This is a genomic window from Trichormus variabilis 0441 (assembly GCF_009856605.1).
GTDB lineage: Bacteria > Cyanobacteriota > Cyanobacteriia > Cyanobacteriales > Nostocaceae > Trichormus > Trichormus variabilis.
Genome location: NZ_CP047242.1, coordinates 2,458,313 through 2,478,172, shown reverse-complemented (window position 1 = coordinate 2,478,172; position 19,860 = coordinate 2,458,313). Strand labels below are relative to the sequence as shown.

Sequence of the window (19,860 nt, the reverse complement as noted above, 5' to 3'; positions counted from 1 at the left end):
GTAGAGAAGACGGCGACTGCCTCACAGCCAACAGCAATTAGTTAGGTTGCAATTATTGCTGTGGACTATTGACTCTGGACTATTGACTCTGGACTATTGACTCACCTTTTCAATTATTAGTGATCCGTCGGCCTTGATCCAAGCGATTTGAGCAATACGGCGATCGCGGGCATATTGTTGAATGGCTGGTATATCTGTGCCACCCAAGTCTAATTCTACTCTAACTAAATCAGGAGATTCACGTAGTTTTTGAGCATGGGCAAAAGCCGCACTATGGGCTTTTGGGTTTTCTGGCACGACTAACCAATCACTAGCCGGGGTTTCCTGTGGTAATTGCTGTGTAGTTAAAAGAACTTGGTATAAGTCTTCGATATTCAGGACAAATCCAATCCCCGGAATATTTTCTCCTTGGGGATGATACAACCCTAAAAGCTGGTCGTAGCGTCCACCACGTCCTAAAACCCTTGCTTGTGAATCGGTATTGTTGACAATCTCAAAGACAATACCAGTGTAGTAGTCTATGGTTTGAATCAGACTCAGGTCGAGAATTATCGGAAATTTACCCCCAGATTCTAATAACTCTACTAGAGACTGGAGGTTATTAACCGCCTCTTGCTGTTCTGCATCTAAATTGAGGCTACTGACTTTTTGCAACACATCGGTGCTGTTTCCTCGCAAATCCAGCATGATTCTGGCACGTTCGCGCAGTTCGTCAGTTAAGGGGAGAGTGTCGATTGTAATGCGGTCAAGGTGAGCGATCGCACTACGAACTTTAGCACGTAAATTGATGGGAAAAGCATCTAAAAGCGATCGGGTGATTCCCGCTTCACCTAAAATTAAATGCCAATCTTGTAAACCCAGTGCTGTCAAACAATTACCCGCCAACAGCAACACTTCCGCATTTGCCAAAAGTCCACCGACACCCAACAATTCCACACCAGCTTGATAAAACTCTTGCTGGCGATTGTGCCTATTTTCCCAGATGCGACGAAAGACGTTGGCATTGTAATAAAGGCGCTGGGGATGACGCAGATTTGTCATGCGTGTAACAACAGCACGAGCAATAGAAGCTGTCAACTCTGGACGCAATCCCAACTCTTCATCTTCAGAATTTTGTAGTTGAATCACCATCTGACGTTGAATTGCTTCACCCGCCATCAAGGTATCCATGCGCTCCAGCGTTGAGGTTATGATTCTGTGATAACCCCAACGGTGAAACACTTGTTGTAACTTATCTTCAATCCAGCGTTTTTGAGCCACATCTAAAGGTAATAAATCCCTGGCTCCCGCTGCTGGTTGATACACCATTCATCCTCCGTTATGTGATTCCCCACGCTGATTGGAACGCGGCTAGAAATATTTGTCTTCAGCACCTTGTGGTTGGTAGTGAATTTGCTAGTAGCGCGTCAATGTCAGCTCGTGTATCGTCCCATCCCGCAGGTTAGGGGCAAACTTCCCCCATTATGCAATCGCACTTAGGGTGAGTCGCTGACTATTTTTTCTTCCCACCAAACAAGCCACCAAACAAACCACCTCCAGATTTATCTGGCTGTTTATCGCCATTACTGGAAGGTGCATTGACATTAGAGCTACCAGATTGTTGACCTAGAGCCTTATCTATTTTAGGTTTCCATGTCAACGCTGTTTGATCATTGGGGTCTAATTTTAGGGCATTATCGAAATGAATTTTCGCCATTTTCAGCTTATTTTGCTTCAGATATACAAAAGCCAGCAAGCTGTGACAACGGCTACTCTTAGGAGCTATCTTCAGCGCATCTTTCAACTCTACTTCAGCTGGGGGGAATTGGTTCTTGTCAATCAAAGTTTGAGCGCGGCGTAAATACTGGTCAATAGACGCATCTTCTTTTGGTGGTTCTGGTGGGGGTGGTGCAGAGGTGTTGCTTGGCTGAGTGGGAGTTGAACTAACTGTGGATTTAGCGGCTGGTGCTGCTGCGGCTAGAGCTTTCCCCGCAGTCCGCATCAAGTAAACTAAATTCAACTCGCTAATTTGGGAAATGATGGGAATTGATTCTTTTAGCGATTTATATTGAGTTTCCCCCATTTTAGCGATCGCACTTTTATAAAGTAGATCAAAATTGGGGGCAGATGCTAACTGTTTAGCTAAATCAGTAGTCAGTTCAATAGAAGCCGATTCCTGTAATAAACGCTTACCTATTTGGGATAAAACAATAATGTGTTCGGAACGAGTTCGTTCTGCTGATAGAGTCTCATAAGCTGGGTTCACCAACTTTGATAATAATTCGCTAGCTAATTTTTTTTCTGTGTCGGTGACAATAGCACTGCTATCAGGGTGTAAATGGCGAGCAATTGTCAGATATCGCTTGCGGATTTCTTTATTATCCGCATCAACAGCTACACACAAGATTGCGTGATGGTCTATGAAATCATATTTAAATAATCCACGATCTATTCTCAAAGACATATAGCGGTTTTGCACCAAGGAAGGCGTAAGATTTTTTCTAGTTTACTGCGCTTGATTGGGTAAACGTCAGTGGTATACAGAAATTATTTACTACTCTTTGGTAAATCTTTATCTATTAAAGAGTCAGGAGGCAGGAGGTAGAATACAGAAGCCAGGAGGCATGGTATAACGGACAGAAAATTTAGATTTACCTCAGTAATTTTGCGTATAAATGATGTGAGTTAAACCGTAGCCATCGGCAATTACCAATTACCAATTATTCCCAAGCCGATAGCGGTGGCACTTGCATTAATGCCCGACTCAGATTGTCATGAATAGAACCATTGGTTGCAAGAATTCTGCCAGTGGCAATTTTTAAGGGAGTACCATCATAGGCAGTAACTTTGCCACCCGCTTCCTGTAATAGAATCACCCCAGCAACAATATCCCAAGGTGATATTCCTCGTTCCCAATAACCGTCCACACGCCCACAAGCTACATGGGCTAAATCTAAGGCTGCTGAACCGCTACGCCTTACGCCTTGGGTGAGATGAGTGAGGTGACAAAATTCCGCATAGTTATTATCTGGTGTTTCCCGGCGATCGTAGGCAAATCCAGTTACCAACAAGCTTTTACTCAATTCTGAAGTATCAGAAACCTTGATAGGACGGCGATCGCGTGTTGCACCCAAACCAGCAGCCCCCCGGAATAACTCATCATGAAATGGGTCGTAAATCACACCAACTTGAGGTACACCGTTAATTAGTAGCCCAATAGAAACACAAAAAGCTGGGTATTGGTGGGCGTAATTAGTTGTTCCATCTAAGGGATCGATCGCCCAAAGATATTCATTATCTTGATTTCCCAACTTTCCCGATTCCTCAGCCAAAATGGAGTGTTGAGGAAAGTGGCGACGAATAATTTCTAAAACTACCGCTTCTGAGGCTTTATCGGCGGCGGTAACTAAATCACCAGGACGACCTTTTTCTGTAACTGCATCTTCTAACTTACCCAAGTAACCCTGTAAAACCGCACCCGCAGCCAAGGCGGCTTCTGTCGCAATATCGAGAAAAATTTGTAAATTAGTCATTGGTCAATAGTCAGTTGTCAATAGTCAACACTTTTCTTTTCCCCCTGCTCCCTGCTCCCTGCTCCCCAGCCTCCTATTTCTAGCGATTCAGGCGACGAAACTCAGTAGGTGTTTGACGCATGGGTTTATCTGGACTCCAAATACCTTGACCCATGATTCTTGCCCATTGTTGGGCGCGTTCTAGACGCTGATCGTATTTGTGGTTAGGCGATCGCTCTACAAACAAAGCATACCCTTGTTTAACTACTTGTTCATTTAATAACTTGTCATCTTTCCACACGTAAGCCAATGTCCGACCAATTGTGTCTTTGGCTTCAATATCAAACTCCAACATTACAGGTTTGTCTAAATCGCCTATGGATTTTTCTAAAAATTCCTTAGACTGATTGCCCCAAGGACGTTGGCGCAAATCTGGTGCATCCACGCCAATTAATCGCACTTGAGAAATTAAATTTGGTTGTTCCGCCATACCCACAACTTCCAGAGTCTGGCCACTCACCACCCGCGCGATCCTCACCTGAGTTGATGTTGTGGCAGGGTTTTTGGCTTGACAACTCACCAGCAGTAACAAACAGGCAAACATGGCAAGTTTTTGCACCCAGGTGGGGAAGCGCGGGGAGCAGGGTAGCGTGCAGGTGGAGAGAAGGAAGCTTTCCCCCCTGCCCCCTGCCCCCGAAGTTCGCCCGGAGGGAAACCCTCCTTGCGACTTCTCTTCCTGCCCCCTGCCCCCGAAGTTCGCCCGGAGGGAAACCCTCCTTGCGACTTCTCTTCCTGCCCCCTGCCCCCTGCCCTCTGCACCCTGGTTCTTCATCTTGCTTTTAATCTTCATCTAAGGGTAAACCGGCTTTCACTCTTCCCTTGGCAAAATAGCGCCCAAACTGAAGCTCATACACTTCATCTTCGTCTTGTGTTTCTACTTCCAAATCAGAACGGGCATAACTGACGCATAACAAAGCATAACCTTGACGACGCAACTCTAGGGATAGTCCCACTGCCTCTGGTTGATAAATGTCACCAGATACCACCTTGACAGCACAAGTGGTGCAAGCCCCATTGCGACAAGAAAATGGCAATTCCACCCCTTGTTGTTCGGCCGTGTGTAAGATGTATCGGTCTTCTGGTACTTTTAGGGTATACTGTTTGCCAGTGGCGCGATCGCGTACTTTAACTGTATGTGTCTCGGACATCTTGATTCGGGATTTTGATTGGGACTTTCAGATTGCTCTAAAAAATTTCTTTCTTTATCTTTGCATTTTTTAGAGTTTCAGCGTACAATAGTAAATCGTGACATCTGGAGAGATGGCCGAGTGGTTTAAGGCGCAGCACTGGAAATGCTGTAATGCGGAAACGTATTCTAGGGTTCAAATCCCTATCTCTCCGTTACTCAGCCTAGTTTAAATATATAGTTTTCACCCAAACTCTACCAATAGTTGGGTGAAATAGATTCTTAGACATTACTAAAATTTAATTTAAAACAACCGCTTGCTGGGGATTGGTAATTGGTCAAGTCGCTTCTCTACGAGACGCTACGCGTTAAGCGAAGCTATGCCGCAGGCTTTACGCTCCAATTCAAAATTCAAAATTCGTCTTGAAAAGTTTCCTACGGCGGGAAACCCGCCTACAGAACTTTTCGCAAAATTCAAAATTAAAGACAATTAGTGGGAGCTTGTTGGCGTAGCCTTCCCGCAGGGTACTCACCACTAATTGTACTCCTGCGGAGTTCCCGAAGGGTAGACCGCCCTATGGGTACTCTGCGAGAACGCCTTTGGCGAACGCGGTAGCGTTCCGTTCGCGCGAGCGTTGCGTAGCAAAGGAAGGCTAAAGCTACAAAATTCAAAATTCAAAATAAAAATACAATGAGTACAACTAAAAAAATTGCTGTAGTTACTGGCGGAAACCGTGGTTTGGGATTTGAAGCCTCCCGCCAATTGGCTAAAAAGGGATACCTGGTAGTTCTCACTAGTCGGGACGAAGCTAAAGGGAAAACTGCGGCGGGAAAATTACAAGCTGAGGGTTTAGATGTGGTTGCTTATCCTCTTGATGTCACAAGTGAGAAAAGCAGTCAGCAATTAACCGAATTTATCCGTCAGGAGTTTGGCAAAGTAGATATTTTAATTAACAATGCAGCAATATATATTGATTCTCAAACTGGTAATAACAGCATTTTTCACACAAAAATAGAGACTTTACAGCAAACAATAGATACAAATGTTTATGGAGTTTTGCGAGTAACTCAGGCATTAATACCCTTAATGCAAGAACAAAACTATGGTCGAATTGTGAATGTTTCTTCCGGTGCTGGACAGTTAACTGATATGGGTTCAGGTATACCCACATATCGCATTTCCAAAACAGCCTTAAATGCACTGACGCGAATTTTTGCCAATGAATTAAAAGGGACGAATATTTTAGTTAATTCTGTGTGTCCTGGTTGGGTTAAAACTGATATGGGTGGGCAAGATGCACCACGAACCCCTGAAGAAGGAGTTGATACAATTGTCTGGCTAGCAACTCTTCCTGATGGTGGTGCATCTGGTGGTTTCTTCCGCGATCGCCAATCAATAGATTGGTAATGAAATATGAGGAATTAAATATGATTATTAAATATATTTAAGTATTTTTAGGTTGTGCAATTCCCATAATTTTATCTATTGGCATGATTGATTGATCCCATAAATCCCCAATTATCTGTAAGTCTTAATGCAGTGGTGATCATGCTTATGAGAGACTCTAAAAACTAAATAAAAATGTGTGTCTTGATACAATACTTTTAAGATAGCTGTTATATGCTTTCTAAGCCCTTTACTTTTACCCTAATTGCGGAATTTTCCGCTTAATCAACACCAGAGTGTTGGGAATTATGACTAACTAAGTGCAGTTTGAGCTGATTAAAAGCAAGGATTGTGAAGAGAGTTAGGTTTTTTCCTCCGCCCTGGTGATTTATTTATGTGGGCTAGAGGAAAATTATAACAGCACTTTTTTGACGCACATAACCGAAAAGCTAGCCACTCACATTACAATCAATGTGCTGGAGTTACAATTTTGATAGTTTTTTCGTCCTGTGCTTACCCCCGTGTTATCAACAATCAATGTACTAAAGCAAACTACCAGTGAGGCTTGGATAGAACAAGCGATCGCTAACTTAGATATCATATTGCTTGACCACTCCCACTGCGAACGCAAAGCGGCGGGTGTGGCGTTAAATTTTATGTTTCGCTACCCATCCAATACCAAAATGGTAAGGGAATTAACAGCGATCGCCCGTGAAGAACTAGAACATTTTGAACTGGTAAATCAGTGGCTAGAACGTCGCAATATACCCCTAGCACCCCTACCCCCGCCTCCCTATGGCGCTGGCTTAAAAGCTGCTGCGCGTACCAACGAACCAGAACGCTTTTTAGATTCCTTACTTGTGACTGGTTTAATCGAAGCACGAAGTCACGAACGCTTAGGCTTATTAGCGATACACTGTCCCGAACCAGAACTAGCCAAGTTTTATAAAGGTTTGATGGCCTCAGAGGCGCGACACTTTGGTACATATTGGGTTTTAGCGGCTACTTACTTTGACCGGGAAATTGTTAGTCAAAGGCTCGATGAATTAGCTATTGTTGAAAGTGAGTTACTAGAAAATTTACACCCAGAACCGAGAATTCATAGTTAGTATAATCACTCATAAATATGCAGATACAGTTAACACATATCAGGTTGCTTGTCTCCAACTACAAAGATTGTTTTTTGTTCTATCGGGATGCACTCGGATTCTTTATCGATTGGGGTGACGAAAATAGCGGTTATGCTGAGTTACATACCGGCGACCATATCAAGTTAGCTTTGTTTAGAAAGGAGTTAATGGCGGAAGCCGTTCCCAGCGCTTATCAACCTTCAGCGATTGAATGTCAGAACAAAGTAGCTTTAGTTTTCGCTGTAGATAACGTAGATGAGTTTTATTATCATCTCAAAGACCACAACGCCATCATTGTGACTCAACCTCTAGACCGTCCAGAATGGGGTTTAAGAACAGCACATTTCCGCGATCCTGATGGTAATTTAATTGAAATTTTTAGCAATATGAGCAATGTTAATTAACATTATTTGCTAGTTATTAATTAAAGATGGGTAATGGGTAATAGGTGATTGCTAATAATTTATGATTTATATGATGAATTAGTCCGATCGCCTCTATCGTCATAACTGCAACGACTGTTGTCTTGCATAGATAAAATCCATGCTTTGCAAGTGTCACCTGAGCTAGAATCAACAGGAGAAGCTATATGCTGGGTAAATTGGGAATAGATCCAGAAGACTTTTCTGTAAAAACCTGACCCACAAACGGTAATGAACAGCTACTATCAAGACTTCTTAATTCGTAACTGGCAAAAAGGCGATCGCACTAAAGCTGCCGCAGTCATCAGTTACGTATTATCAGAATATGGTTTAGGTTGGGAACCCAAAGGTGCAGACCGCGATGTGTTGCAAGTAGAAGAATGTTACTTAGCAACCGGAGGAGAGTTTTGGGTAATTGAACACCAAAGCCAAATAGTAGGTACTGGGGCATACTATCCTGTAAATCGCGGGGAAAAGGCTGTAGAAATCAGGAAAATGTATCTGTTACCCAGTGTTAGGGGTTTAGGATTGGGGAAATATTTGTTACAACAGTTAGAAGCAGCGATCGCCTCTCGTGGTTTTCAAGAAATTTGGATTGAAACAGCCAGTGTTCTGGTAGAAGCAGTCAAGCTATATGAAAATCATGGCTACCAACCAGCCACGGGAGTGGAAACAGCGCGATGCGATCGCGTCTATGTCAAATTCCTCAACTAGCTTTAAATGCCAACGTGGAATCAACGCTTTCAAGGTCTGCTTGACCTGTTTTTGCAATCTAACTGTCCTCTGTGTCAAAGACCCACATCGACTGAATTGTGTCCTAACTGCACCAAACAGTTACAAAAATGCCGTCACACACACCCTGATGGGTTGTGGAAACAGCCAATACCGGTATTTAGCTGGGGCTTGTATGGTGGTACTCTCAAACGAGCGATCGCACTTATGAAGTACGACAATCAACCCCAAATTGCCCGTCCTTTGGGACAATGGCTAGGAGAAACTTGGTTGTTACATTCTCTTCATCAAACAACACAAATTGTAGTTGTACCAATCCCACTCCACCCCAGTAAGCAAAAACAAAGAGGATACAATCAAGCAGCCTTAATTGCCCAAAGCTTTTGCCAAACAACTGGACTAAAATTGAAACTAAATGGTTTGGCGAGAGTGCGCGAGACAACAGCGCAGTTTGGTTTATCAGTATCTGAACGAGAAAATAACTTGGCTGAAGCTTTTGCGATTGGGCAAGATTTTCGCCATAGCTGCCCAAAAACCCCAGTATTGTTAATAGATGATATTTACACAACTGGTGCTACCGTTAAATCTGCCGTGCAGATACTTCGTCAAAATGAAATTACTGTCTTGGGGTTAGCAGCTACTGCCAGTACTGTTAAAGATAGATACATCAAAAATTAATGGCAAGCAATCTCTGAGAAATCTATAATTAACCAAACCACCTAGTTGTTGTGGGAACATCACTTACAATGATCAGTAAATTTCTGACTAAAAATTTCACAAGAATAAATATATTTCCCGCTACCTTAATGGCAATTGCCATCAGTACAACAGCAGCATTTGCTCAGAGTAAGTTGTACAGTCCTATCATGTTGACTGATTTTAAAGAACTTTCTGATTCGCTTTCAGATAAAGACATTCCCACTGGTCAGGGTGGATTTGCCCGTGACTATGCAGTCAAGCTAAATAAGGGGGATAATCTAGCAGTTGACTTATCTTCAGAAAGTTTTGACAGTATCATCACACTACTAGCACCCGATGGCTCAACGCTAGCAGAAAATGATGATGGCCCCGATGGAACTAGTAATTCTCTGCTGTTTACCCGCATCAATGAAACAGGGACTTTTATTGTTCGTGTTCGGTCTTTTGGCGAAACTGGGGTTGGGCCTTTTAAACTCAAGGTGACTAAGTTGCAACCAATGAAATAAATAGCAAAATCATACTAATTTGTAATTAAGAAAGATTGGTATGAGGTGTTAATTGCAGATGTTACATCAAAAAGGCTCAAGCATTCTTGCTTGAGCCGATATTAGTAATATGTTCTGTTCAAAAGGAGCATTAAAATTTTAGGGGGTTAGGAAGTAGAAATAACTACTTCTTCATTCCCAGTTCTCCAGTTCAAATCTATATTTTCTTAATAACGGTTACGGAAGTTGTTGTTGCTGCGATTGCCGCCAAAGGAACCCCTAGAACCGCCTCTGTCTTCTCTGGGTTTCGCCTTATTTACTTTAAGGTCGCGTCCCATCCACTCAGCACCGTCAAGTGCTTCGATTGCTGCTGTTTCTTCCGCATCACTGCCCATTTCCACGAATCCAAAGCCGCGTACACGGCCGGTTTCACGGTCTACAGGTAGCTGAACCCGCTTTACAGAACCATATTCTGCAAATACAGCGTTCAAGCTTTCTTCTGTAACGTCGTAAGAAAGATTGCCAACATAAATAGACATATTATTGTCTCCAAAATCAGAAGTGTCTAGGGATTGAGATTTCGGAGAAATGTCTGTAAATACCAAAAGGGAAAAGCCTGTCAATACTCAAAACAAACGCGGTCGCCGAATTAATTCTCATCTCTTAGTATGACATAGCAACACAAAATCAGGGGAAGTTAACAGAAAAATTTTAAATGGCTTCGATAACTAGGCGATCGTTGAGAGGTTGGACTGGACGTGCGTTTTGGGGAAACGTTTGACTAAACTGAGCTATCTGTGCAGGAGAGGCTTCGATAGGTGTCGCCATCACGCACCAGAGAACATTTTCTGAACAGGGTGGGGTTGTGAGAGAGCCAGAATACGTAAAAAATCTGCGTTGTGCTGGGAGAAATTGGGAAACATCTATATTTATATCCGCTATTTGCTTTTCTGTTCCTTGCTTTTGAGGTATGGCATCCCAGATAATTTGCAGCGTGGGGTTAAATGCTCCTGCTTGCAAGAAAATACCCATAACGGCTAAGTCACCAGATTTACTCCGGTGAACTAAATGGAGTTCCATATCATATAATTTTCCATCAACTCGGTGTTCGCTGAAGTGATGAAAATGGAACTGAAGTAGCTCAAATTTTTGGTGAGCATACTTAAGATAACTGCCTGGTGGATAGTTGACTTGGACAGTTTTACCGTTGTTTATTAGGTGTAATGCCGTTGGCTGATAATTGACGACTAACAAATCTTGACTGCTGCTGTGGACATCTTTCACATCTGCAATCTGCAAATCAATCGGCGTTTGTTTTCTGCCTATTTGGCAAAGCGCAAAGTCAGGGGAAAGCTCACCCCAATGCTCTGGGCCTACTTTGCCGATATATCCCCAGTTGACTGTTGTTGCCCTAGCTGGAGATGTGACACAACTGGAAAATGAGGTTCCTAAGACACTCATACCCAATAATTTCAGTAGTTGCCTTCGATGTAAAGTACTACTCATTTTCCTGCGGTTGAAACATACTGTGATATTAAACTAAACGCTGCAAACGACTGAGACGTTCTGAATAATTTCTCAGGACATTGAGAGCAAACATTGGTGTTTCTTGGACAGCGAATAAGAACCTTTTCTCATCTAAGTAAGCTAGTTGACAATCAGTTTGAGCGATCGCTGTATAATTCCGATGATTAACTCCTACTAATATACCTGTACCAAATATTTCCCCAGCCTCGATTGTTTCTATAACCTTACCATTGATCAATAAATCAACGGCTCCTTTTACAATACCGTACATATAATCACCCGCTTGTCCTTCTTCAAAGATGACCTGTCCTGCTGAAAATACTTGAGGATTGGGTTGCTTTTGAAAGATGGCGATCGTCACTACAGGATTTAACATAAGCACAAACCTAGATTTTTATTGTTAGCTCCAGCCTTTGGACAGGCAATATCAGAGCCGGGAAAATTATACTACTTTGCCTTGAAGCATCAGCCCCGGAATATTTTTATATGTATAGGACTTACGCACACAAGTTGTCTGTTGAGACCGGGTGTAAGGGTGTAAGGGTGTAAGGGTGTAGGGGTTTCAAACATTTATTTTGAATTTTGTTGGCGTAAGCCTTGCCGCAGGCTATTTTGAATTTTGAATTGATTTATACCCCTATACCCTTCTTCAAACCCTTGATCTTTCATTTTCATGCGTAAGTCCTAATGTATCCAACTTCAGTGTTTTTGCTGTATTAAATTTGATAAGTACGGAAGCAGATTTGTGGCAATTTGGCAGTCAAAAGACTTTAAACGCTGTTATTTTTTATATATGCAAGGAGTGTAGCAGAAGTTAGCCCAATCTAACAGTTAGGCTGACTTCTGCGCCTTTACTAACATCAATGAATTTTAGATTTTAATATTTTTTATTTGCTAGTTTATGACTGTGGGTCGCAGCGAATTTCAATCATGAAGCCGTCGGGGTCGTAGAAGTAAACGCCTCTACCAGTAGGACGAGTGACGGGGCCATGAGCGATCGCAATTTGATTTTCTCGCACAACTGCCACGGCTTGCTCAAATAACCCAGGATCAATATCAAATGCTAGATGGTATGCTCTAGTAAAACTTTGTTCTGGGTCTGGGTTTGGTGGTGTTAATTCAGGTGTCCAGAATAAGTCTAGAATTGTACCGTCGGGGGTGGCGAAGTTAGCAACTTTTCCACTAGCGACAAGTTCCACCAAAGTGGCTGGTACTTCATCACCTGTGAGTTCATGTAATCCCAGGATAGTACCGTAAAAATGGCGAGAAGCCTGCATATCTTTAACATTGAGAGCAATGTGATGCACTCTCCGCAGATTACCCGGTGAAAGTAAGCTGTTTAGGGATTGAGGAGTAGTTACCATAGCAGTAGAAATTTCCCTACATGGATGGAAGTGTAACTATATTTTGAGAGTTTATTATCCATGATAAAAAACAATCATGGCTTTTGATTATTCTTTAGACTATAAAAATCTCGACTTTCGCCAACATCCTGAACTCTATCGAGTTGGCAAAGGTGAACAGGGTGTACTTTTAGTTGAGCCATATAAATCAGAAATTCTTCCCTACTGGCGATTTAAAACACCTAATATTGCTAGGGAATCGAGTGAAAAAATCTACGCAATTTTTCTTGATTATTTAGACAAAGATGATTTTGTTGGTGCGGACATGGCAAGAAAGTTTTTGCAAATGGGATATACGCGATCGCGCCGTTATGCTAATCATAAAAGTGGGAGGAAGTATAAGCAGCAATCTTCAGAAAAAACTCATGATAAGAGAGAAATTTTACCCTATGATGTAGACCCCCTCAAAGCTGAATCAGCAGCAATATTTAAAACTAAGTGGCTAGCAGCAAAAACAAATGATAAATATCTCCAGCTTTTAGCTAAACATAAAAAAATGTACGAAATGACTTAGTTTTTTGTTGAAAAGTATCACAATTATAATTTCTGTAAAATTTGGTTTAAAATAATTTTTTTTACTAATAAAGATACAGAGGCACAAAGAAAACAATATTCTTTATTTTTGTAACAAAACTGTGTTTAATGGCTAAACTAATTACTTCTACACAACGACTCGGCAGACAGTTGATGGACTGGTTGCTGGAAGAAGATAGACAAGAGAAAGAAGGCCCTTACCGTAAGGAAGAAGCCCACCGCAAGCATTCCTGGTGGCAGGTCATGTGTTTGACTGGCGTAGATTATTTTTCTACCCTTGGTTATCAACCAGGTATTGCGGCACTAGCAGCCGGCGCTCTTTCTCCGATAGCGACGCTGATTTTAGTTCTACTAACACTTTTTGGTGCATTGCCCATTTATCGTCGCATTGCTAGTAAAAGTCCACATGGACAAGGATCTATTGCCATGTTGGAGCATTTGCTTTCTTGGTGGCAAGGCAAATTACTCGTATTGTGCCTGCTCGGTTTTGTGGCGACAGACTTCATCATTACGATTACTCTCTCGGCTGCTGATGCTACAGCCCATATCATCGAAAATCCCCTCGTCCCAAATCTATTTCATAATCAAAGCATTCCCATCACTCTTGTACTAGTAGCATTACTAGGGACGGTTTTTTTGAGAGGTTTTCGAGAAGCAATCGGTATTGCCGTCGTTTTGGTAAGCGTATATCTGCTGTTAAATTTAATTGTAATTGGCGTTGGCTTGTATCAAGTTCTCATTTACCCATCAGCGATCGCTAATTGGCAAACGGCAATTTTTGCCCGTCACTCAAATTTTTTCGTCGTCATCGGCCTATCTATGTTGTTATTCCCCAGGTTGGCACTGGGTTTATCAGGCTTTGAGACTGGCGTTACCGTTATGCCTCTGGTACAAGGTAGTAGCAGTGATACACCCCAACACCCTAGTGGACGTATTCGCAATACTCGCAAGTTACTAACGGCGGCGGCGGTAATTATGAGTTTCTTTTTGCTTACCAGCAGCTTTGTCACAACTTTGTTGATTCCCGCAGCCGAATTTGCTACAGGCGGCAAAGCTAATGGGCGCGCCTTAGCTTATCTGGCACATCTATATTTAGGTAACAGCTTTGGCACAATTTATGACCTCAGCACAATTTCCATTTTGTGGTTTGCAGGTGCATCCGCAATGGCGGGACTACTCAATATTGTGCCTCGCTACTTGCCACGTTACGGTATGGCTCCCAATTGGGCATTAGCAGCAAGACCTTTAGTTTTAGTCTATACAGCGATCGCCTTTGTCGTCACAATTATCTTCCGCGCCAACGTGGAAGCCCAAGGGGGAGCTTACGCCACAGGTGTGTTAGTTTTAATCAGTTCAGCCGCCTTTGCTGTCACCCTATCCGCCCACCGTCAAAGATCCACAAAAGGTCAATTTCTCTTTGGTAGCATCACCTTAGTATTTATATATACGACTATCGTCAATATTATTGAAAGGCCGGAGGGTATTAGAATCGCTGGTTTCTTCATCAGCGCCATCATTTTTACTTCCCTAGTTTCCCGCGTTTGGCGGTCAACAGAATTGCGAGTAGAGCAAATCGAAGTTGACGAACTGGCTCATCAATTTATTGTTGAAGAAAGTCAAGGTGCAATCCGCCTGATTGCCAATCGATTGAATGATGGCGATGAACAAGAGTATTTTTTAAAAGAGACAGAAGTACGTGAAGACAATCACATTCCACCCACCGATCCCATCCTGTTCTTAGAGATCATTGTATCCGATGCTTCCGATTTTGCCGATGTCATCAAAGTAAAAGGCGTGCAAGTCGGAGCTTATCGCATCCTCCGAGCTGAGAGTGCAGCCGTACCCAACGCCATTGCAGCCCTACTTCTATATATACGTGACCAAACAGATAAAATTCCTCACGCTTATTTCGGTTGGGTAGAAGGAAACCCCATCCAATATTTGCTACGTTTCATCCTGTTTGGTGAAGGTGATATTGCTGTAGTCACCCGTGAAGTTCTACGCCGTGCAGAAAAGAATCCACACAGAAGACCAGCCATTCATGTTGGGGGTTAAAAGAGGGTGTGAGGGTGTGAGGGTGTGAGGGTGTGAGGGTGTGAGGGTGTAAGGGAAAGAAAGAGTTATCACTAAACCCCTGTACCCCTATTTCCCACTTCTGGGAACCGTCTCCAGTTGAGTAACCGTCATAGGCGGGAAGAGAAGAACCATCAGGAGTAATGTGTCATGAGTTTCTAATTGTCATCTCTCCCCGAAAAGTAAATCTTGCTCCCGTATGCTTACCCTTTTCATTCTGGTGTAACGTGGTTAACAATAGGTTGAACATATTTTAAGGGATTCAACCTTATGCCGAGAACTCCAAACGAATACGCCGTACACATGATGCTGGAAAGTGGTCATCGAGAAGAAGTACGGTTTCCCACTATTCAGGAATTCCAAAAATGGTATAGTGGCGAACTAGTACCCAAATCTGGTTCTAGTGACTTTATTAGCGTACCCATCAAGAATATTCAAGGGGAGTATATGGTTGTACGCCCTTCCCGGATTGTAGCGATCCGAGTAGAACCTGTTTTTAGTTCTAGTGTTGAAAGATTCAACTAAATGATGAGAAAAACCCTTGCTTTGTTTTCCTTGAGTCTGGGAATTGCTTTGGTAAATCCGATCGCAGTAGCCCAGGTGATTGATGTCCCGTCACCACTCCCTAGCAATCCTGAACTACCTTCGCCTGTAACTCGGACTCCCCTGAAACTTGTAGAAATTGGTAACAATTGTGTTACCCAAAATCCTTGTTTGGGTTTCGATGAGCAAATTTTTGGTGTAGGTAGAACAAGCGACCGCAAAGCGCTATTAGCGTCAATTGACAATAGTCTGCGTTACTTACAAACGAATACCGCCAAACGAATTTATCAGAATTATCCAGTTAGAGGAATCACGCTGGATCGGGTACGGCGGAGTTTATTACGTTTCCGTCAACTAGTTGTCAATTCTAAAACTCCAGCCCAACTGCAAGCTGCGGTGCGACGAGAGTTTGCTTTTTACCAGTCTGTAGGTAATGACGGCAAGGGTACTGTTAAGTTTACTTCCTACTATCAACCAGTTTATAGAGCTAGTCGTGTCAGAACTTCTGTATATAAATATCCTGTATATCGCTTACCATCTAACTTCAAGCAATGGTCTAAACCACACCCAACAAGATTAGAACTGGAAGGTGAAGACGGTTTACAAGGAGATAATAGCCCATTGCGTGGTTCAGAATTGCTCTGGTTTAGCGATCGCCTAGATGCGTACTTTGTACAAATTCAAGGTTCTGCCCAAATTCAATTAACTAATGGACAACGAACTGCGATCGGTTATGCAGGTGGAACCGATTACCCTTGGACTAGTATTGGGCGAGAACTGGCCAAAGATGGCAAACTTCCCTTGTCGGGGATGACACTACCAAAAATGATCAGTTTCTTCCGCCAACAACCAGAGGAGTTAAATAACTACTTACCACGTTGGGAAAGATTTGTTTTCTTCCAAGAAACTGGTAGTAGACCAGCCACTGGTAGTATAAACGTACCAGTAACAGCAGAACGTTCTATTGCCACCGACAAATCTTTAATGCCTCCGGGCGCACTGGCACTTGTTCATACTTCTATTCCCTTTCCCTCAGATGATGGTGGAAGAATGGAGTATCGCACTGTCAGCCGCTATGTATTAGATCAAGATACTGGTAATGCCATCAAAGGCCCAGGGAGAGTAGATTACTTCATGGGAACAGGGAAACAAGCAGGCGATCGCGCAGGTGTGACAGGTGGTCATGGTTCACTCTATTATTTGTTGTTGAGGAAATAGACCAGAAAACAAGGAGTAGGGGAACAACTCAACACTCACAATTCCCTACTCCCCATTTTCCATTCTCCACTTTCACACATTCAAATAGATGTAAGCCCAACTGCTGAGACAGTTCTTCACACACCTTCACTCCTCGCACACTGTTACCTCGAATATCTAAAGGTGGAGAAAACACGGCAATTCCCATCTGATTGGGGACAACTGCCATAATTCCCCCACAAACACCGCTTTTTGCCGGAATACCGACTTTATAAGCCCACTCTCCTGCAAAGTTGTACATCCCACAGGTGTACATAACGCTGAGGATATCTTTTATATATCTACTATTTACCGCTTGTTCTCCTGTGACTGGGTTCACCCCCCTGTTCGCCAAGGTGGCGGCCATCACGGCCAGGTCGTGACAGTTAACCATCACGGCACATTGCTGAAAATATAGGTCTAATGCTTCTTCTAGATTTCTATCTATCATGCCAAAGTTGAGCATGAGATGTGCCATCGCCCGATTACGGTGTCCTGTACTGCGTTCGGAGGTAAATACGGAAATATCAACAAATACATCATGACCAATATATCGGCGAAACATTTCCAGTACTCGATTGAGGCGTTCCGTTGCCCCAGCCCCTTTGATTAAACTGGTGGTGGCGATCGCCCCAGCATTTACCATTGGGTTATAAGGTCGCTTCGATTGCTCATCTAAAATAATGGAGTTAAATGCTTCACCCGTTGGTTCTACACCAACTCTAGTCAACACATAATCCCGTCCATGATCTTCTAGTGCTAGTCCGTAGGCGAAAACTTTAGAAATAGACTGGATAGTAAATAGTTGTTGATAATCTCCTACCTGATAAACCTGACCGTCCACTGTAACGATGGAAATACTAAACAGGTCTGGGTTGACTTTGGCCAGTTCTGGTATGTAGTTCGCTACTATCCCTTCTTTCAGTGACTTGTATTTAGAATGCAAATCGTTGATCACCGTTAATAGGGGAGAGGGACGTATTTCTAAATCTCCTTGATTGGCTTGATCGCTCATCAGCTAATAGCTTGCTCTCAAAAATTGCGTTTTATTAAGTAATTTGGGGCTTTTGGAGTAAAAGTTATATTTTATACATTGATAAATTGCTCTACCCAAACTAACGCCCAGTTTTTCATTATCTCACTATATAATTCAGGTTTTACTTAAAAATAAATAAGCTACAAATGTCAGCAGTTTTTTTTACTTAGCTTTACTGTGGTCGATTGTCATCGGCATCACGTTTTTTTACTAATTTGAGAGTAGTATTACATATCTATGTATCATAAAAATTAACTGAGGATAAATACTCATGAGTATTTGTCCCTAAAATATTTATCTCTGTAACTGTTGACATATATCAGGTGTAAGCTAATATAAAGGGAATATAAACATAATTTAGCTCAGTAGGTTTAACATTACTCTTTTGTAATATAATTGATTGTTATAATATCTATCAGATAAATTGATAAGTATAAGAAAAGACTTATCGCCTAAGGAATATTACTTCCATCTATGGCAATTTCTAGGGCAATTTTTATCCAGGAAATTGTTAAGTTTTGTTAAGAAAACCTTGGTAGATCGAAAAAAACGCTACATGGGCAAAATCCGCATTTGAACAAGGTTTCAAGCTTATTATCAGAAAACAAATTTGGGAAAAGCGCCGATCCCTACGATAAAACCCTGATCCCCAACGCCAGAAGTTCATGTTAGTCTGATGCGAGTTATAAAACGGAAAGTGAAAGCGGAACGAGTTTGCATTTTTAGGAGTTGCCACTAAAAGTGAAGCAAATTCTTATGAGTTAACAAAACTGCTGTTCTACAGTCGCTTTAAAAATCGGACGCATGAATCAAAGACATTTGTGGACTATTGTTGCCCTATCTGTAACTGTTTTGGGTACGCCCGCAGTCGGTCGGACTCAAACTACTAAAGCTACAGCACCAGCTGAGCAAATTCTAGCTAGTGATGTAGTCAAGGTAGGAGAGTTTCAATCATCAGAAGGGAAAAGAACCTCGGATGCTGTGATTACGAGCATTCATCCCCATAATCTTGGAGGTCGTAGGGCGGCAACCCTATTTATTCGGAAAATTCCAGTTCTCACCTTTGTAAGTTCTAACCCAGTTGCCAGCGTGGAGACAAAAGTAGGAGCAATTGGAGATACTGAGGGCGTGCAATCGTACGCCCTTAATACTGAGAAATCAGTTCAGGTGGCAAGTCTGGGGAATTTAGCGGATGCCAGAATCCAGAACCGTTCGCAAAATGACGATCCAGTTAAAAGAGCTAGTTTAGTAGCAGCAAAAATCAACCAGCTCATCAGAAATAATGTCAAAGCTGACCAGATTACCGTAAGTTGGAAGGGCGAAGACTCTTCATTAGTTGCCTCTCAATCTCAAAATAAAAGTTCTTCCAATCAACAAAAGTTAGAGCGTTATACCATCAAATTCAATAATCAAGAATTGGTGGAAATTAATCAAAACACAAGGCTAGCAGATTCCACCAACAATCTTGCTAACGATGCGCTGCAAGCAACTAATCGTCTGCGGAGACTTTTAGGTAATGCTTCGCCTCTCAAAGAAATCGCTAATTTACCAGCACGCTCACCAAAACGTTCCTCAAACCCTATAGCAAATCTGCCGCAGCGAATTGCTAGCAGTATCAGACTTAGTTTCCAAGGGATAGCTTCCTTTTATGGACATGGAGATGGGTTTGCTGGCAAACCAACCGCTACTGGTGAGAGATTTAATCCAGAAGCCATGACGGCTGCTCATCGTAGCTTACCTTTCGGCACAAGAGTCCGTGTTACCAATACCCGTAATGGTCGTTCTGTAGTGGTGCGTATCAACGACCGGGGGCCATTTACTCGTGGCCGAGTGATTGATTTATCCACAGGTGCAGCCAGACTGCTAGGAATGATCGGTAGTGGTGTTGCACCAGTAAGGATTGAAGTTTTGGGAAGATAGGGATTAGAGACTGGGAAAAGCAGGAGACCAGCATCCCCCACTACCCAGTACCCAAT

General features: G+C 42.6%; 21 protein-coding genes and 1 tRNA gene. 12 read left to right on the top strand and 10 right to left on the bottom strand.

The window, feature by feature from the left end:
* Positions 1-93: 93 nt before the first annotated feature.
* The 5 genes from GSQ19_RS10170 to GSQ19_RS10150 form a co-directional block, all read right to left on the bottom strand.
* On the bottom strand, positions 94-1,308 hold the full coding sequence (locus GSQ19_RS10170; RefSeq protein WP_011317837.1) for an ATP phosphoribosyltransferase regulatory subunit: 1,215 nt from the start codon (positions 1,306-1,308) through the stop codon (positions 94-96).
* Between the two features lie 184 nt (positions 1,309-1,492).
* Positions 1,493-2,443 carry a J domain-containing protein gene (locus GSQ19_RS10165; RefSeq protein WP_011317836.1) on the bottom strand — a complete coding sequence of 317 codons (951 nt, stop codon included), beginning with the start codon at positions 2,441-2,443 and terminating at the stop codon, positions 1,493-1,495.
* A 256-nt stretch (positions 2,444-2,699) separates the two neighbouring features.
* Complete coding sequence (locus GSQ19_RS10160; protein WP_011317835.1) at positions 2,700-3,512, bottom strand: inositol monophosphatase family protein; 813 nt, start codon at positions 3,510-3,512, stop codon at positions 2,700-2,702.
* A gap of 79 nt (positions 3,513-3,591) precedes the next feature.
* Positions 3,592-4,095 (bottom strand): thermonuclease family protein, encoded by a 504-nt coding sequence (locus GSQ19_RS10155; RefSeq protein WP_153228346.1) that lies wholly within the window; start codon positions 4,093-4,095, stop codon positions 3,592-3,594.
* 235 nt (positions 4,096-4,330) lie between these two features.
* Positions 4,331-4,699, bottom strand: a complete 369-nt coding sequence (locus tag GSQ19_RS10150) for a 2Fe-2S iron-sulfur cluster-binding protein (protein ID WP_011317833.1) — start codon at positions 4,697-4,699, stop codon at positions 4,331-4,333.
* A 106-nt stretch (positions 4,700-4,805) separates the two neighbouring features.
* Between GSQ19_RS10150 and GSQ19_RS10145 the strand changes: the two genes are divergently transcribed.
* The 7 genes from GSQ19_RS10145 to GSQ19_RS10115 all read left to right on the top strand — a co-directional run bounded on the left by GSQ19_RS10145 (position 4,806) and on the right by GSQ19_RS10115 (position 9,553).
* A tRNA-Ser gene (locus GSQ19_RS10145) sits at positions 4,806-4,892 on the top strand.
* Between the two features lie 476 nt (positions 4,893-5,368).
* Positions 5,369-6,085: an SDR family oxidoreductase gene (locus GSQ19_RS10140; RefSeq protein WP_011317832.1), complete on the top strand. Its 717-nt coding sequence runs from the start codon at positions 5,369-5,371 to the stop codon at positions 6,083-6,085.
* A 488-nt stretch (positions 6,086-6,573) separates the two neighbouring features.
* Positions 6,574-7,173, top strand: coding sequence for a MiaE family protein (locus GSQ19_RS10135; RefSeq protein WP_011317831.1), 600 nt, complete (start codon positions 6,574-6,576; stop codon positions 7,171-7,173).
* A gap of 17 nt (positions 7,174-7,190) precedes the next feature.
* Positions 7,191-7,598 (top strand): VOC family protein, encoded by a 408-nt coding sequence (locus tag GSQ19_RS10130; RefSeq protein ID WP_011317830.1) that lies wholly within the window; start codon positions 7,191-7,193, stop codon positions 7,596-7,598.
* A gap of 249 nt (positions 7,599-7,847) precedes the next feature.
* A complete protein-coding gene (locus GSQ19_RS10125) occupies positions 7,848-8,330 on the top strand; it encodes a GNAT family N-acetyltransferase (protein WP_011317829.1) in 483 nt (160 codons plus the stop codon).
* A 6-nt stretch (positions 8,331-8,336) separates the two neighbouring features.
* Positions 8,337-9,026, top strand: a complete 690-nt coding sequence (locus GSQ19_RS10120; protein WP_011317828.1) for a ComF family protein — start codon at positions 8,337-8,339, stop codon at positions 9,024-9,026.
* Between the two features lie 128 nt (positions 9,027-9,154).
* Positions 9,155-9,553: a PPC domain-containing protein gene (locus GSQ19_RS10115; RefSeq protein WP_242462739.1), complete on the top strand. Its 399-nt coding sequence runs from the start codon at positions 9,155-9,157 to the stop codon at positions 9,551-9,553.
* A 206-nt stretch (positions 9,554-9,759) separates the two neighbouring features.
* Here GSQ19_RS10115 and rbp read toward each other — a convergent pair whose 3' ends face one another.
* The 4 genes from rbp to GSQ19_RS10095 all read right to left on the bottom strand — a co-directional run bounded on the left by rbp (position 9,760) and on the right by GSQ19_RS10095 (position 12,423).
* A complete protein-coding gene (rbp, locus tag GSQ19_RS10110; RefSeq protein ID WP_010997079.1) occupies positions 9,760-10,071 on the bottom strand; it encodes an RNA-binding regulator in 312 nt (103 codons plus the stop codon).
* 172 nt (positions 10,072-10,243) lie between these two features.
* Positions 10,244-11,038, bottom strand: coding sequence for a carbonic anhydrase (locus GSQ19_RS10105; RefSeq protein WP_011317826.1), 795 nt, complete (start codon positions 11,036-11,038; stop codon positions 10,244-10,246).
* A gap of 28 nt (positions 11,039-11,066) precedes the next feature.
* Positions 11,067-11,435: a Crp/Fnr family transcriptional regulator gene (locus tag GSQ19_RS10100; RefSeq protein ID WP_011317825.1), complete on the bottom strand. Its 369-nt coding sequence runs from the start codon at positions 11,433-11,435 to the stop codon at positions 11,067-11,069.
* Positions 11,436-11,958: 523 nt separating this feature from the next.
* Complete coding sequence (locus tag GSQ19_RS10095; RefSeq protein ID WP_011317824.1) at positions 11,959-12,423, bottom strand: VOC family protein; 465 nt, start codon at positions 12,421-12,423, stop codon at positions 11,959-11,961.
* Positions 12,424-12,499: 76 nt separating this feature from the next.
* Between GSQ19_RS10095 and GSQ19_RS10090 the strand changes: the two genes are divergently transcribed.
* From GSQ19_RS10090 to mltA, 4 genes are all read left to right on the top strand, one after another.
* The gene (locus tag GSQ19_RS10090) at positions 12,500-12,976 is read left to right on the top strand and encodes a DUF4385 domain-containing protein (protein WP_011317823.1); all 477 of its coding nucleotides are present in this window, start codon (positions 12,500-12,502) and stop codon (positions 12,974-12,976) included.
* Positions 12,977-13,104: 128 nt separating this feature from the next.
* On the top strand, positions 13,105-15,051 hold the full coding sequence (locus GSQ19_RS10085; RefSeq protein ID WP_011317822.1) for an APC family permease: 1,947 nt from the start codon (positions 13,105-13,107) through the stop codon (positions 15,049-15,051).
* Between the two features lie 288 nt (positions 15,052-15,339).
* Positions 15,340-15,594, top strand: coding sequence for a hypothetical protein (locus GSQ19_RS10080; RefSeq protein WP_010997083.1), 255 nt, complete (start codon positions 15,340-15,342; stop codon positions 15,592-15,594).
* A complete protein-coding gene (gene mltA / locus GSQ19_RS10075) occupies positions 15,595-16,830 on the top strand; it encodes a murein transglycosylase A (protein WP_011317821.1) in 1,236 nt (411 codons plus the stop codon).
* Positions 16,831-16,858: 28 nt separating this feature from the next.
* On the opposite strand, the gene glsA is transcribed toward mltA, so the two are convergent.
* Positions 16,859-17,863, bottom strand: a complete 1,005-nt coding sequence (gene glsA, locus GSQ19_RS10070) for a glutaminase A (protein WP_011317820.1) — start codon at positions 17,861-17,863, stop codon at positions 16,859-16,861.
* Positions 17,864-18,688: 825 nt separating this feature from the next.
* Here glsA and GSQ19_RS10065 point away from each other — a divergent pair.
* Positions 18,689-19,804 carry a septal ring lytic transglycosylase RlpA family protein gene (locus GSQ19_RS10065; RefSeq protein WP_011317819.1) on the top strand — a complete coding sequence of 372 codons (1,116 nt, stop codon included), beginning with the start codon at positions 18,689-18,691 and terminating at the stop codon, positions 19,802-19,804.
* The last annotated feature ends 56 nt before the right edge of the window (positions 19,805-19,860 follow it).

Coding starts and splice junctions, on each gene's coding strand:
- GSQ19_RS10170 (WP_011317837.1), bottom strand. CDS start 1,308: ATGGTGTATCAACCAGCAGCGGGAGCCAGGGATTTATTACCTTTAGAT.
- GSQ19_RS10165 (WP_011317836.1), bottom strand. CDS start 2,443: ATGTCTTTGAGAATAGATCGTGGATTATTTAAATATGATTTCATAGAC.
- GSQ19_RS10160 (WP_011317835.1), bottom strand. CDS start 3,512: ATGACTAATTTACAAATTTTTCTCGATATTGCGACAGAAGCCGCCTTG.
- GSQ19_RS10155 (WP_153228346.1), bottom strand. CDS start 4,095: ATGTTTGCCTGTTTGTTACTGCTGGTGAGTTGTCAAGCCAAAAACCCT.
- GSQ19_RS10150 (WP_011317833.1), bottom strand. CDS start 4,699: ATGTCCGAGACACATACAGTTAAAGTACGCGATCGCGCCACTGGCAAA.
- GSQ19_RS10140 (WP_011317832.1), top strand. CDS start 5,369: ATGAGTACAACTAAAAAAATTGCTGTAGTTACTGGCGGAAACCGTGGT.
- GSQ19_RS10130 (WP_011317830.1), top strand. CDS start 7,191: ATGCAGATACAGTTAACACATATCAGGTTGCTTGTCTCCAACTACAAA.
- GSQ19_RS10125 (WP_011317829.1), top strand. CDS start 7,848: ATGAACAGCTACTATCAAGACTTCTTAATTCGTAACTGGCAAAAAGGC.
- GSQ19_RS10120 (WP_011317828.1), top strand. CDS start 8,337: ATGCCAACGTGGAATCAACGCTTTCAAGGTCTGCTTGACCTGTTTTTG.
- GSQ19_RS10115 (WP_242462739.1), top strand. CDS start 9,155: ATGGCAATTGCCATCAGTACAACAGCAGCATTTGCTCAGAGTAAGTTG.
- rbp (WP_010997079.1), bottom strand. CDS start 10,071: ATGTCTATTTATGTTGGCAATCTTTCTTACGACGTTACAGAAGAAAGC.
- GSQ19_RS10105 (WP_011317826.1), bottom strand. CDS start 11,038: ATGAGTAGTACTTTACATCGAAGGCAACTACTGAAATTATTGGGTATG.
- GSQ19_RS10100 (WP_011317825.1), bottom strand. CDS start 11,435: ATGTTAAATCCTGTAGTGACGATCGCCATCTTTCAAAAGCAACCCAAT.
- GSQ19_RS10095 (WP_011317824.1), bottom strand. CDS start 12,423: ATGGTAACTACTCCTCAATCCCTAAACAGCTTACTTTCACCGGGTAAT.
- GSQ19_RS10090 (WP_011317823.1), top strand. CDS start 12,500: ATGGCTTTTGATTATTCTTTAGACTATAAAAATCTCGACTTTCGCCAA.
- GSQ19_RS10085 (WP_011317822.1), top strand. CDS start 13,105: ATGGCTAAACTAATTACTTCTACACAACGACTCGGCAGACAGTTGATG.
- GSQ19_RS10080 (WP_010997083.1), top strand. CDS start 15,340: ATGCCGAGAACTCCAAACGAATACGCCGTACACATGATGCTGGAAAGT.
- mltA (WP_011317821.1), top strand. CDS start 15,595: ATGATGAGAAAAACCCTTGCTTTGTTTTCCTTGAGTCTGGGAATTGCT.
- glsA (WP_011317820.1), bottom strand. CDS start 17,863: ATGAGCGATCAAGCCAATCAAGGAGATTTAGAAATACGTCCCTCTCCC.
- GSQ19_RS10065 (WP_011317819.1), top strand. CDS start 18,689: ATGAATCAAAGACATTTGTGGACTATTGTTGCCCTATCTGTAACTGTT.